Below are 12,767 nucleotides of genomic sequence, written 5' to 3'. Positions count from 1 at the left end.
ACTTTATATGATAACATGTTCATTTATTTTCAGGAAATGTTTCGCTTTTTTATATTTAAATGCTATAATATTTAGAGTATTTACAAACTTCTTGTAATAACAAAAGGGGGAACAATCATGATTCAAACTAAGGATATTATCGAACTTACAGACACATACGGAGCAAATAACTACCATCCACTTCCGATCGTTATCTCTAAAGCAGAGGGTGTTTGGGTAGAAGACCCTGAAGGAAACCGCTATATGGACTTACTAAGTGCATATTCTGCAGTAAACCAAGGTCATCGCCATCCAAAAATTATTAACGCTTTAATCGACCAAGCAAATCGTGTTACGTTAACTTCTCGTGCTTTCCATAGTGATCAATTAGGTCCTTGGTACGAAAAAGTTGCGAAACTAACTAATAAAGAAATGGTACTTCCTATGAACACAGGTGCTGAAGCTGTTGAAACTGCAATTAAAACAGTTCGTCGCTGGGCTTATGATGTGAAGAAAGTAGAAGCAAACCGTGCTGAAATCATCGTTTGTGAAGATAACTTCCACGGACGCACGATGGGTTCTGTTTCTATGTCTTCAAATGAAGAGTACAAGCGTGGATTCGGTCCAATGCTTCCTGGCATCATTGTAATTCCTTACGGTGATTTAGAAGCATTAAAAGCTGCAATTACGCCAAACACAGCAGCATTCATTTTAGAGCCAATTCAAGGTGAAGCAGGAATTAACATCCCACCAGCTGGTTACTTAAAAGAAGCTCTTGAAGTATGTAAAAAAGAAAACGTTTTATTCGTAGCAGATGAAATCCAAACAGGCTTAGGCCGTACTGGTAAAGTATTTGCTTGTGACTGGGACGATGTAACTCCTGACATGTACATACTTGGTAAAGCACTTGGTGGCGGCGTATTCCCAATTTCTTGCGTAGCAGCAAACCGCGACATTTTAGGCGTATTTGAGCCAGGTTCTCACGGTTCTACATTCGGTGGTAACCCACTTGCATGTGCCGTGTCTATCGCAGCTCTTGAAGTATTAGAAGAAGAAAAATTAACAGAGCGTTCTCTTCAATTAGGAGAAAAATTAGTTGGGCAATTAAAAGAAATTGATAACCCAATGATCACTGAAGTTCGCGGTAAAGGTTTATTCATCGGTATCGAATTAAACGAGCCAGCTCGTCCTTACTGTGAACAATTAAAAGCAGCTGGGCTATTATGTAAAGAAACACATGAAAATGTAATTCGTATCGCACCACCTCTAGTAATCTCTGAAGAAGATTTAGAGTGGGCGTTCCAAAAAATTAAAGCTGTATTATCTTAATAATAGTGAGGCATTCCTACATTAGGACTGCCTCTTTCTTTTTTTAGTAATTTACCGTAAAATAAAAATGAATATTCTGTTTTTAAAAGGGGGTAATTGTATGCTTTTGAAATATGGCAAACATATTAACTATTTAGCTACTATTCTTATTTCCATTACATTCATCGGATTCCTATTATCTACAACGTTACTCAGTCACTATTCAACGCCTCATACATTCACACTACTTAAAGCCTCATTTTGGGCTGCCGTTTTCCTTACAGTTATCGGGTTTGGCCGTGAAAGAAGTTCTCTTGCCGTTATGCTAATCGGAATTTGTACGTTAGCACTCATCGGATTGTATATTTTCGCTATTTTAGATTTTTTCAATAACCCAAGGCCATAAAAAAGAGCTATCTTTTGATAAGATAGCTCCCTTCTTCATTTCACTATATTTCGCAGTGTACCGATTTCTTCTACTGTAATGACCACTTCATCACCTGCATGCAAAAATTTCGGTGGTGTGAAACCTTTTCCTACACCAGCCGGCGTTCCTGTTGCAATAATATCTCCTGGTTCTAATGTCATCCCTTTACTTATCGTTGAAATAATTTCTTCTATCGAAAAAATCATTTTATTTGTGTTTGAAGTTTGCCTTACTTCTCCATTTACTACTGTTTCAATGTGTAATGCATTCGGCGTCTTAACCATTGATTTATGAATTAAATACGGTCCCATCGGACAAAACGTATCGAAGCTTTTTCCAAGGAAAAACTGTTTATGCTTCCTTTGAATGTCTCGAGCAGTTACATCATTTATAACCGTATAACCAAAAACATGCTCAAGTGCTTTTTCTTTTTTTATTTGTTTCCCTCGCTTGCCAATAATGATAGCTAGTTCGCCTTCATAGTCTAGTTCATCCGTTGCGTGAGGGTGACCATTAATGTACTCATTCGTGCCAATAACTGTTGTGGGTGCTTTCGTAAAGATCATTATATTTTCTGGAATAGACTCTACTCCGCCCATTTCCACTGCATGCTCACGATAGTTTTTTCCAACGCACAGAATATTCTTTCTTGGCCTTGGAATCGGTGCTAATATTTTCACCTCTGTTAACGGATAATACGCCGCTTCCCCGTTCTCTTTTGCCCAATTTACAATTTCACATACTTTTTCAAAGCATTCAGTCCCTCTTTCAATACACTCTAGCATTGTAATAGGAATTGTAACCTTTTCCCCTTTTTGCCTTTGTGCTTCTCTTAAATGCAATACCTTTTCTTCTTCTTCATCCACGATACCTACAAATACCTTTTCTTCTTTCTTCGCCGTTACAAAACGCAATATTTCCACTCTCCATCCTAAAACTCATACCCTTTAATTGTATTCGCATCCGTAAGAAAAAAACCTTCTCATGCACGCTAATTTTTACAATATTCTTCTCGTATCCAATTCGTTACTCAGCAACTATTTGACATAAAATGTAGAAATTATACTTTTTTTAGCGAATACGTTTCTTTTTTATGGGATTTTTGTATAATATGTACTAAATATATACATAAAAATTTATTGAGAGATGGAGCCGATTTCAATGTTTGAGCAAGCTATCGAAAAAAAACGCGAAAAAATGATCTATTTTGCTGAACGCTACGGAATGACTTCTCAAAAAACAGTGGATTGTAGCCAAGAACTGGACAGGCTCTTAAATGTTATTTGGCATATACACACAGATTGCACGCACACTCAAATATTCGAAACACATACGCAATAGCGTGTGTGTTTCTTTTATTTCAAAAAAATACACATTTTATTGAAAACGCCCATACAATAGTAGAAAAGAAAATTTAAAAAACGAAGGGTGTTTTGTATGCCAGCTATGGTCGGACATATTCGTATCGTTAATATCGGATCAAGTGGTATTTTTCATATTGGAGATGTATTTGCTATTAGGCCTATTAGTTATTCACGCGCTTTTGCCGGAGCCGGTTCATTTAATGTTGGAGATAACGTCTCTGTCTACAATTATCAAAGCTCAACGACTGTCAATGATTCAGATGTAATCGATCAAGCAATAATTGGTTCAACTTAAAGGAGGCGATTACATTGAATTTTTATGTAAACCAAAGCATCATCATCAACAGTATTAAAATCGATAGCATTACAACCTCTTCTGTATTTCAAATTGGTACTGCCGGAAGTATTAAAGCTCTATCTAAATTCTCAAATAGCGGTGGATTTACAGCACCTCTTCGCCCTTTGAATGCGAAAGGACAAATTATTTCCATAAAGCCTTTCAACTAGTTCTTCTTAGGCCATCCTTATCATAAATATATAGCAGTAATGTACCCTCCCTATTGAAAAGGAGGTTTCACAAAATGAATCAAGATATATATACTTACTTACACCAACTTCAGCAAGCTCTCCAAACACAACAAGCAGCCATCCTTAACCTAGAAAATCAAGTTCGCCTATTACAAGAAGAGCTTACTGAATTAAAAAGTCGCCCCTCCTCTTCTATAGGAAAAGTGGAATATAAATTCGATCAATTAAAAGTAGAAAATTTAAACGGCACTTTAAATATTGGTTTAAATCCATTTGCGACAAAAGGGCAGCAAATTGAAGATTTTCAAGTGGATACAGAAACGTTGAAAGTCAATCCTGAAACAGACACCAATCCAGATTTTTATCAAGGTATCCTTCAAGAAATGCATCGCTATTTAGATGAAGAAGCATATAATCGAATTCTCCATTTTGAACAAGAAGAGAGAACCCCTCTTGATGAGATGTATCGACAAATGATGGTCGATGACATAAAAAAACAGATGGAGCATAGACTTCCGTATTATTTATCACAAGTTCAATCGTATGAGGGCATTTCAACAGATCCCGATTATTTACGAGACGTCATTATTCAAGCAATGAAACAAGATATTGACAAAGCCTTTCTTTCCTTTATCCAACACATACCGGGCAATTTTCGAAAGGAGTAAGTATGTATGAATTTAAATGTTGTAAACCGCGAGTTAAAAGTAGGGCAGATTAAAATGAACGGGGTTTCTTCTTCCGCATTATTTTTAATCGGAGATGCAAACCTTCTCATCCTTACTTCTATTCTTGATACGCCATTCGAATCCGTTACAGAGGGACCATTTGTACCATTAGTAACAGCTGTCCCTACGACTCCAGGTTGAGGAGACTCAAAATTATGTTACATCATGTTTCAGTTGTCCAAAATGTTTCTATTATTTCTTTGGGGATTGCTGCAGTATTTCAAGTTGGTGATGCAAATCAAATGGAATTAAAAAGCAGGGCGCTTTTGGTTCATCGGGAAATTCCTTTTTATTTAAAAGGAGAAGGTCGCTTAGATGCTTTTGAAATTTTCACAGATGAACATATTACTATTCCAAAGCGAACAACAGATGTAAAAGTAAATATTATAAATGAGTGTCCTTTTATCGAAGTAAACAATGTTGAATTGCGAACACTTTTAAATTCTGGTTGCTTTCAAATCGGAAATGTTGATTATGCTTTTAATAACTCTCGTATTATGCAAATCAGGCAATACATTACTGATGAACCTTCTTCTAAATAATTCATATAGTAATTAAAAAGCTTAGTGAAGTAGGTGAATGGTATGCCTTCGGTTGTGGGGAATCTCGTCGTTCAAAACAGTAATGGGTCTTTCAATTTAGGAGATTTTTATAACGTGTCTCCGAAAGAAAATACGAAAGCTTATAACGGATCTGGAGCTTCCAATGTTGGATTTGTCGTAAATACGTTTAACGGCGTTAGTGCAACAAATACGTTTGATTCTGATGTGGCAGATCAAGATCAGATTGGAACAGCGTAAAAAAAGTAGGAGATGCTCTCCTACTTTTTTCTTATTCCCACGCTAATTACAATTTCATTTTATTTAAATGATAATCCCTTTTCCTCTAGAGCCGCTCTCAATTTAGGCAAAGACGCAGGCCCTATGCCATGCAGTTTTAAAATTTCTTTCTCGCTATACTTTGAGAGTTCTTCTACAGTATGAACCCCATGATGTTCTAATGCCCTTCTTGCTGGCGCTGAAAGAAGAGAGAGAAAACCTTCTTTTGGCTTTCTCTCTTTCTCACAGGTTTGGCAAGTTGGACAGTCGCTACTTTTATAATACTCATGTCCATTGTCACAAGTTCTTAACGTTGCCATACTACATGGCCCCTTTCCAAACCTTATTCCTCAATATTCACAACATGATTCCCATCAAAGAAGTATAAACATTTCTCTTTCACAGAATGTTGTAAGCTTTTCTCGAGTGCTTTTGCATATAGTGATAGTTGTACTTTGTATCGATCTTCTAAAATTGGTTTCGCTTGATCGAATCCGCCTGGGAATTTCCCTTCAATCGTATCTGTTTTAAAGTCGATTAACGTAATTCCGTCTTCCTCTTCGATCATGCAGTCGATAACCCCTTGGACAAGTATTGATTCGCCTTTCTTCCCTTGCCAATCTTGATACGCTTCTTCTGCTGAAAGCATCATCGTAAATGGTACTTCACGCTCTACACTTTTCGCGGCTAATACTCTTTTACCAAGATTACTTTCAAAGAATGAAATTACTTTTTCAATCGCTATTTCTTCAGCTTGCTCAAATGTTAATAGTTCTTTATTTACCATTCTTGCAATTTGTTCTTGAAGAACTTCAATTGTAATTGGTTTCTTCAAATCTACATGTTGCATAACTGCATGGACTGCTGTTCCACGCTCTGCGTATGTTAATCCTTTTTTCTCCATAAAACGAGGACGTGTTTTAATTGGTGCACGCAGTTTTTTAATAAAGGCGTTATCGCTACCATCTTCTGATTGATAATTTCTCTTTATCTCTGTAACAGATTGCTTCGCACGGTGGGATGTTGCATCCTCATGTCCGTACTTCCACATTAATCTGTCGTACACTTCTCCTTTTCGTTCACTCTCTAACGGAACGGCCTTTTTCTCACGAAGTGCTTCTAACAACTCTTGTTTCTCTTCTTGAACTGGTTCTGGTGCAAGTAACGCGTTGCCATCAACAACTTCTACTTTCCAGCTAGTGTCATACCCATAAATTTCACCTGGAATATTTCCTTGTCCTAATTCAAGTAGCATTTCACTATCCCGATGTCTATATAGCGAAGGGGCAATCCAGTCTAAATAACAAGACGCTCCGGCACGAATATGATCTGGTAATAACCATTCACTATGCCCCCTCGCATCGAGCCATTTTTCCATTTCTTTATTTGCATCCTTAACTGTTCCGATTAAAATTAACTTCTCTTTTGCACGCGTTAACGCTACGTATAGTACGCGCATTTCTTCCGCAATTAATTCCATCTTCATTTTACGCTTAATCGCTAATTGCGATAATGTCGTATATTTAATTCGTTTACGAGGATCGATAAATTGTGAACCGAAACCGAAATCTTTATGAAGTAAGAAACGTTTCATTAAATCTTGTGTATTAAAACGGCGACCAAGTCCAGCTACAAATACGACTGGGAACTCTAGCCCTTTACTTTTATGAATCGTCATAATGCGAACGACGTCTTCTTGTTCTCCAAGAGCTCTCGCCGTACCCATGTCATCACCACGTTCTAAAATACGCTCAATAAAGCGTAAGAAGCGGAATAATCCTCTAAACGATGTTGCTTCATATTGTCTTGCGCGGTCATATAGTACGCGTAAGTTTGCCTGCCTTTGCTTTCCAGCTGGTAAACCGCCAACGAAATCGTAATAACCTGTCTCACCGTACACTTTCCAAATTAAATCAGAAAGTGATTGTTGACGCGCAAATTCACGCCATCCTTGCAGTAAGTTATAAAACCACTCTAATTTGTCATGTAGTTCTTGCTCTTCTTCAAGCGGTGCTCCTTTTAAGAACGAGCTCATTACTTCATAAAACGAACCTTTCTTTCCGTGAGCCCGAAGCGTCGCAAGTTCTTCATCATTTAATCCAACGATCGGTGAACGAAGCACTGCTGCAAGCGGAATATCTTGCATCGGATTATCAATCACGCGGAATACGTTCATCATAATATTTACTTCTATCGCTTCAAAGTAACCAGTCGCAAGGTCAGCATATACTGGAATTCCTTGCAATTTTAACTCTTCCATAATTTGCGGCGCCCACGGCATGGAGCGAAGTAAAATAACGAAATCACGGTATTGTACTTGTCGCATACTATCAGTTTTACGGTCATACACTTCATAACCTGAATCAACCATCGCTTTAATTCTTTGCGCCATAAGACGGGCCTCTAACTGTGCTTTTTCTACTTCTGCACCTTCTTCTCCGTCTTGCACTTCTTCTTCCGTTTGCTGAATACATAACAGTTCTGCCGCTACATCTTCACCTTCTGGATAGCTAGCACCTAGCTTTAATTCCGCGTCAGCATCGTAGTCAATCTCCCCAACTTCTTCGCCCATAATTTGTTTGAAGATAAAGTTCGTACCTGCTAGCACTTCATGACGACTACGGAAGTTTTTCGCTAAGTCAATCTTCATTCCGCCGTCTAATCCCTCTTGTGTGAAGCGTTTATACTTCCCTAGGAACAAGCCTGGTTCTGCTAGTCGGAAACGATAAATTGACTGTTTTACGTCCCCAACCATGAATAAGTTTCCTTCACTCTCAGAATCTTTCGTTACGAATTTAATAATCGATTCCTGTACGAAGTTCGTATCTTGATATTCATCGACTAGTACTTCAGCAAATTTATTACGATATTGCAACGCTACTGCTGACGGCTTCATTTCACCATTTTCACTTTGCTCACTTAAAATTTGTAAACAGAAATGCTCTAAATCTGTGAAATCGACCATTCCTTTATCGCGCTTCATCGCTTGGAAACGCTCTGTAAATACTTTTACGAGCTGAACGAGTTTTTCTAATACAGGATGCATATCTTGAAAATCTCGTAAGAAACTTTCTGGTCTGCGGCTAAATAGCTCTTCTTGTAATTTCTTCACTTCATCTTTCGCTTTATTGCGAAGAGAATCTACTTGCTTTACAACATCTTCATTGTAATCACTTTTCTTAATACGCTTTAACGTTTGCCACGATACATTTTGCATCGCTTCATACACGCTTGTCCACGACTCATGAGCTGCTGATGATAACGTTCCAAGTAAAGCTACATCCGCTTGTAACGTTTCAACGCGAGGCGCTGGACCGTCAGGAAGCATTGCGAGTTCTGTCGCTTTCCGAATATGCTTTTCCGCTGTTTCAAGCTGGAATTTCACATCTTCTAATAAATATGAAGCGTATACTAAATCTTCAATTGTTTTTCCTTCCACGTCGTATGCTTCTACTAATTTATCAAGCCATTTTTCCGGGTTCGGATGCGCTCTTGATTCCGTATGAAGCGCTAAAATCATACGTTGTAAGTCATCATCACTACGGTCGCTCGTATAACGATCAACGAGTTCAAAGAATATCGTATTATCCTCAATTCCGTACTCTTCTTCTAATATGTCATCTAGCACTTCTTCTTTTAGCAACTCATTTTCTGTTTGGTTCGCAATACGAAAACGAGGATCGACATCCAGCATGTAATAATATCCTCTAATAACTTGTAAACAAAATGAATGGATCGTCGAAATAGAAGCTTTATTTAATAAGCTAAGCTGCTTTCTTATATGCTGTGAACCTGACCCATCAATTAATACTTTTTCTAACGCTTCCCCAATTCTGTTTTTCATTTCTTGCGCCGCTGCATTCGTAAATGTTACAACGAGCAGGCGGTCGACATCGACTGGATTTTCTTCGTTAATAATTTTTTTAATAATACGTTCAACTAATACCGCTGTTTTACCTGATCCAGCTGCAGCCGCAACTAAAATATCTCGTCCGTTCGCTACAACGGCTTTCCACTGGTCATCTGTCCATTGACTACCTTCTGGTTTTTTAGGCCAACTTTCTATCATCCTCCGCCAACCTCCTCTCTTATTTTCTCCATCGCTTCGCTATCTTTCATGTCTTTTAACGATCGGAACTGATTATCTTCAAGTGACTCATCAAACTGACAAACAGATTTGAAGTTACAGAACGTACATGCCGCTTTATTCCCCATTTTATAAGGAGCAATATCAATAACACCTTCTGTAATGTCTTTCCCGATATTTTCAAAGGTATGGTGTACGTATTTTTGCAGTACGTTAAATTCTTGCTCACTTGCAATACTTGAACGCGCACTAAAGCTACCGTCTTTTTTCAGACCAGCAGAAATAATATCAGAGCTTCCTGTTGTGAGTTTGTTATCCATTAAACGAACAACATCAGCATCTCCTAGCACGAGTCCTTTCATTTTAAATTTCTTTAAAATTTCCTTTTCGATTTCAGCTTCAGATGCGTCACCTTTCATCTCCACGATTGGGTTATGGATATGGAAGTACAGTACACCAGCCGGTGATGCTGTCCCGCCTTTTTTCATCCACGTCTGTGCATTTGAAGTAACAACATCTAAATACGTTAACATTTGAAGTGCTAAGCCGTAATACACTTCCGTTAAGTCTAACGCTTTTGAACTTGATTTATAATCAATAATACGCAGGAACGTACCACTCTCATCTTCTGCCTTATCAACACGGTCAATACGGCCGACAACTTCCATCTTCACACCATTTGGCAACGTAAATTCCATTGGCGGAAGCGATCCTGTACCGCCCATACCGAACGGCACTTCTAAATCAACTGGTACGAATCCGCTTGACTTCGCATGTTCACGAAGAATGATCGACGTACGGAAAATGATTTGTTGTAGTTTTTGTTTTAAATAGAAATGACGGTTTGAACTTAATAAAATTTGCCTTTGTAATAACGGTGCGATTTCTTCTATTACTAAAACAGAAAGATGCTCACACTCTTTTATTGATAAATCCGCCCAAGTGCGGTTTTCACGTAATAACTTGTCCGCAATTTTCTTTAGTGCAGCATGGAATAACTCACCGATATCTGGCGCATCAAGTTTGAAAATATCACGCTCTCTAAGCGATAAACCGTGCTGCGCAAAATGAGCGTACGCACAACGGTTAAATAGTTCCATACGAGAGACGCTTCCCTTAATTGTATCTCCGTATAAATCTCTACTTACAGCTGTACTTAGTTTCTGCGCACGATTTCGGTAGAATAAACTTGATAGCACGCGGCTACTTTTTTGTTTCCATTCATCTGAAGTCACATAGAAATTATATACGTCCCACCAAAAGTCTAAATTCCCTTCAAATCCGTATCGCTTCCACGTTTGTAATTGCTGCATAACGTAAGATAACGTCACTTCTGGCGTTGCTACGTATGAGATTTGTTCTGAACGTGATAAGTCGTTTACGTCATTCGTAATGAACGAGTCTTTTACATCAGGGAACATTCTTTTTATTTTCTTAATAAAGCTAGACGCAAGTAACGTCTTTCCTTCTTCATCTGCAAGCGGGCATGAAATATATAATTTCTCAGTCGCTCTCGTTACCATTTGATACATAACGAACTGTTCTTCTAATAAAGTTTGTCTCGTCGTTGGCGCTAATTCAATTCCTGCCGCGCCAAGAACTTCTCTTTCCTCATCAGAAAGCATTCCTTCATCCATCGGTGCTGCTGGAATGACGCCTTCATTTACGCCGATAATAAATGTTGCTTTCACGTTTGATAAGCGAGAGTGATCAATATTCGCAACTAATACTTGGTCTAATGACGGCGGAATGTTAGCGAATTGAAGCGCCTCAAGCCCTGTCGACATAACGTCTGTAAACATAGAAAGTGACATTTTCTCTTCACCAAGCATCTCTACAAACGTATCAAGAAGGCTCATTACCTCTTCCCACACTTGCTCATGGTCTGTCGCAAATAAGAAATCTCCACTTTCTTCTGCACGAATACGTAATTCTTCTAGTTTTTTCGGAACGTCAAGCTCCTCTAAAAATAAATATACTGCTTCGCACATTTGCATAACAGTTCCCGCACGCTTCAGTCTTTTTTGCATGCGAATAACAGGCGTTCTTACAACGTCACGTAGTCGATTTATTTTCTCTTCCACTTCACGTTCACTGTCTGTTATCATTCCGTTTGTATCGTCAAGTGAACGATAGCGGCGATACATCCATGGATCCTCAGAAGTCCACCTCTTCCCTTGTACACCGTACGCTAAACAGTAATTCTCAAACTCATCCATCTCTTCGCGCATCGCTTCTTTTCTTACGTCTAGCGGATATAAAAGCTCTGTTTTCACGCAGCGGAACACCGTGTCGTAGCGCCAGTTCCCACTAATAATTTCTAAAGCAGAACGAATGCATTCTACTAATGGATGATGTGACATTGGGCGTTTTTCATCGATGAAATGCGGAATATTATAATCCGTAAATAACGTTCGCATCACATCGTAATAACTTTCTCCGTTACGAAGAAGGACTGCAATATCTCGGTAACGATACTGTTCATCCCCGACAAGTTTACGAATTTCACGAGCAACACCTTCTACTTCAGCTCGTAAATTCGCGGCTGTACTAATCGTTACACTTGCTTCACCGTGAAACTTTTCATTCGGACGCGCTTCATAATGAGCTTCTAAATGAGCTAATGCCGGAGAATGAAAACGCGGCTGTTCCATAAGTGGAATTGTTTTTTCAATTTCTATTTTCTCTTCACGCGCTACTTGTTTTATCTTTTCATACGTTAACGTCGTTTCATAAAATAGATCTAGTTCATTTACTGGCTGTGCTAACGTTTTTTCATCTATCGTTAACGCAATTGTGACTCTCGCTCCGCAAATCATAAGCTGCCTTAAAATTTCAAGCTCTTGCGGGGAGAATGAATGAAATCCATCTATATAAATTTCAGCACCTTTTACATATTCAGACTGCGGAAGCTTTTCCACTAGTAATTGTAAATAGTCTTCTGAATCTAAATATTTGCCGATTAAAGCACGTTCAAAATCATCATATAATAACTGTAAATCATACACTTTATTTGCTAGCAATTTTTGCTCTGCACTACTACTATGTGCATCTAATTGTTGCCACATTTCATATACGTTTGATGGCGTCACATTGTAACGTTTAAACTCTGCAATCATACTACCTAGATGTTCAAAGAAACCATTTTGCTCCGCTGCTTTTTGAAACACTGATAGTCCGTCTTTACGAGACTCTACAATTTTACGAAGTAACATATGTACGCCCGCTTCATCAATATGAAGACGACTCGCTCCGCCAACTTCTTGCAACACCTTCCACGCTAATCGTGAAAAACTAAAAACTTGTGCCCGAATAGAACCTCTTACATCCTCGCTCCCAATTAACGCCTGCTGCGTTTGGAATGTCATCTGTTCTGGCACAAGATATAATATTGTTTTCCCTTTCGGGCGCTGTTTCAACTCTTCTTGCACTTCGCGTAAACAAAGTGTACTTTTTCCACTTCCCGCTCTACCAATCACAAATCGAAGTGACATGTAACCCCACCTTTCACTTACATAACGAACGTTA

At 38.6% G+C, this 12,767-nt stretch carries 13 protein-coding genes; 9 read left to right on the top strand and 4 right to left on the bottom strand.

The annotated features are described in order from the left end of the window. Positions 1-117: 117 nt before the first annotated feature. Entirely contained in the window at positions 118-1,308 is a 1,191-nt protein-coding gene (gene rocD, locus MR065_RS04400) for an ornithine aminotransferase (RefSeq protein WP_097903944.1), read from the top strand. 100 nt (positions 1,309-1,408) lie between these two features. Then, positions 1,409-1,693 (top strand): hypothetical protein, encoded by a 285-nt coding sequence (locus MR065_RS04395; RefSeq protein WP_097903943.1) that lies wholly within the window; start codon positions 1,409-1,411, stop codon positions 1,691-1,693. A gap of 35 nt (positions 1,694-1,728) precedes the next feature. On the opposite strand, the gene MR065_RS04390 is transcribed toward MR065_RS04395, so the two are convergent. Then, positions 1,729-2,628, bottom strand: a complete 900-nt coding sequence (locus tag MR065_RS04390; RefSeq protein WP_242212642.1) for a fumarylacetoacetate hydrolase family protein — start codon at positions 2,626-2,628, stop codon at positions 1,729-1,731. 247 nt (positions 2,629-2,875) lie between these two features. On the opposite strand from MR065_RS04390, the gene MR065_RS04385 reads away from it, so the two are divergent. From MR065_RS04385 to gerPF, 7 genes are all read left to right on the top strand, one after another. Continuing rightward, positions 2,876-3,055, top strand: coding sequence for an aspartyl-phosphate phosphatase Spo0E family protein (locus MR065_RS04385; protein ID WP_242212641.1), 180 nt, complete (start codon positions 2,876-2,878; stop codon positions 3,053-3,055). 96 nt (positions 3,056-3,151) lie between these two features. Next, the gene (gerPA, locus tag MR065_RS04380; RefSeq protein ID WP_001111191.1) at positions 3,152-3,373 is read left to right on the top strand and encodes a spore germination protein GerPA; all 222 of its coding nucleotides are present in this window, start codon (positions 3,152-3,154) and stop codon (positions 3,371-3,373) included. A 14-nt stretch (positions 3,374-3,387) separates the two neighbouring features. Next, positions 3,388-3,585: a spore germination protein GerPB gene (gene gerPB, locus MR065_RS04375; RefSeq protein WP_128282130.1), complete on the top strand. Its 198-nt coding sequence runs from the start codon at positions 3,388-3,390 to the stop codon at positions 3,583-3,585. A gap of 74 nt (positions 3,586-3,659) precedes the next feature. Beyond that, positions 3,660-4,274, top strand: a complete 615-nt coding sequence (gerPC, locus tag MR065_RS04370; RefSeq protein ID WP_128855498.1) for a spore germination protein GerPC — start codon at positions 3,660-3,662, stop codon at positions 4,272-4,274. A gap of 6 nt (positions 4,275-4,280) precedes the next feature. Next, positions 4,281-4,475 carry a spore gernimation protein GerPD gene (locus tag MR065_RS04365; RefSeq protein ID WP_128855499.1) on the top strand — a complete coding sequence of 65 codons (195 nt, stop codon included), beginning with the start codon at positions 4,281-4,283 and terminating at the stop codon, positions 4,473-4,475. A 14-nt stretch (positions 4,476-4,489) separates the two neighbouring features. Further along, positions 4,490-4,876, top strand: coding sequence for a spore germination protein GerPE (locus tag MR065_RS04360; protein WP_242212640.1), 387 nt, complete (start codon positions 4,490-4,492; stop codon positions 4,874-4,876). 42 nt (positions 4,877-4,918) lie between these two features. Next, complete coding sequence (gene gerPF / locus MR065_RS04355; RefSeq protein WP_001141566.1) at positions 4,919-5,134, top strand: spore germination protein GerPF; 216 nt, start codon at positions 4,919-4,921, stop codon at positions 5,132-5,134. 59 nt (positions 5,135-5,193) lie between these two features. Here the strand turns inward: gerPF and MR065_RS04350 are convergent, their stop codons facing one another. Genes MR065_RS04350 through addB form a run of 3 tightly spaced genes read right to left on the bottom strand, consistent with a single transcriptional unit; the run spans position 5,194 to position 12,733 of the window. After that, on the bottom strand, positions 5,194-5,472 hold the full coding sequence (locus MR065_RS04350) for an RNA polymerase alpha subunit C-terminal domain-containing protein (RefSeq protein WP_242212639.1): 279 nt from the start codon (positions 5,470-5,472) through the stop codon (positions 5,194-5,196). Between the two features lie 23 nt (positions 5,473-5,495). Beyond that, on the bottom strand, positions 5,496-9,221 hold the full coding sequence (addA, locus tag MR065_RS04345) for a helicase-exonuclease AddAB subunit AddA (protein WP_242212638.1): 3,726 nt from the start codon (positions 9,219-9,221) through the stop codon (positions 5,496-5,498). Then, positions 9,218-12,733 carry a helicase-exonuclease AddAB subunit AddB gene (gene addB, locus MR065_RS04340; protein WP_242212637.1) on the bottom strand — a complete coding sequence of 1,172 codons (3,516 nt, stop codon included), beginning with the start codon at positions 12,731-12,733 and terminating at the stop codon, positions 9,218-9,220. Before addB ends, addA begins: the two co-directional genes overlap by 4 nt. Positions 12,734-12,767 lie beyond the last annotated feature (34 nt).

This window comes from Bacillus cereus group sp. BfR-BA-01383 (assembly GCF_022663495.1).
GTDB lineage: Bacteria > Bacillota > Bacilli > Bacillales > Bacillaceae_G > Bacillus_A > Bacillus_A cereus_AU.
Note: the sequence above shows the minus strand (reverse complement) of the source record. Positions and strands in the feature narration are given on the sequence as shown.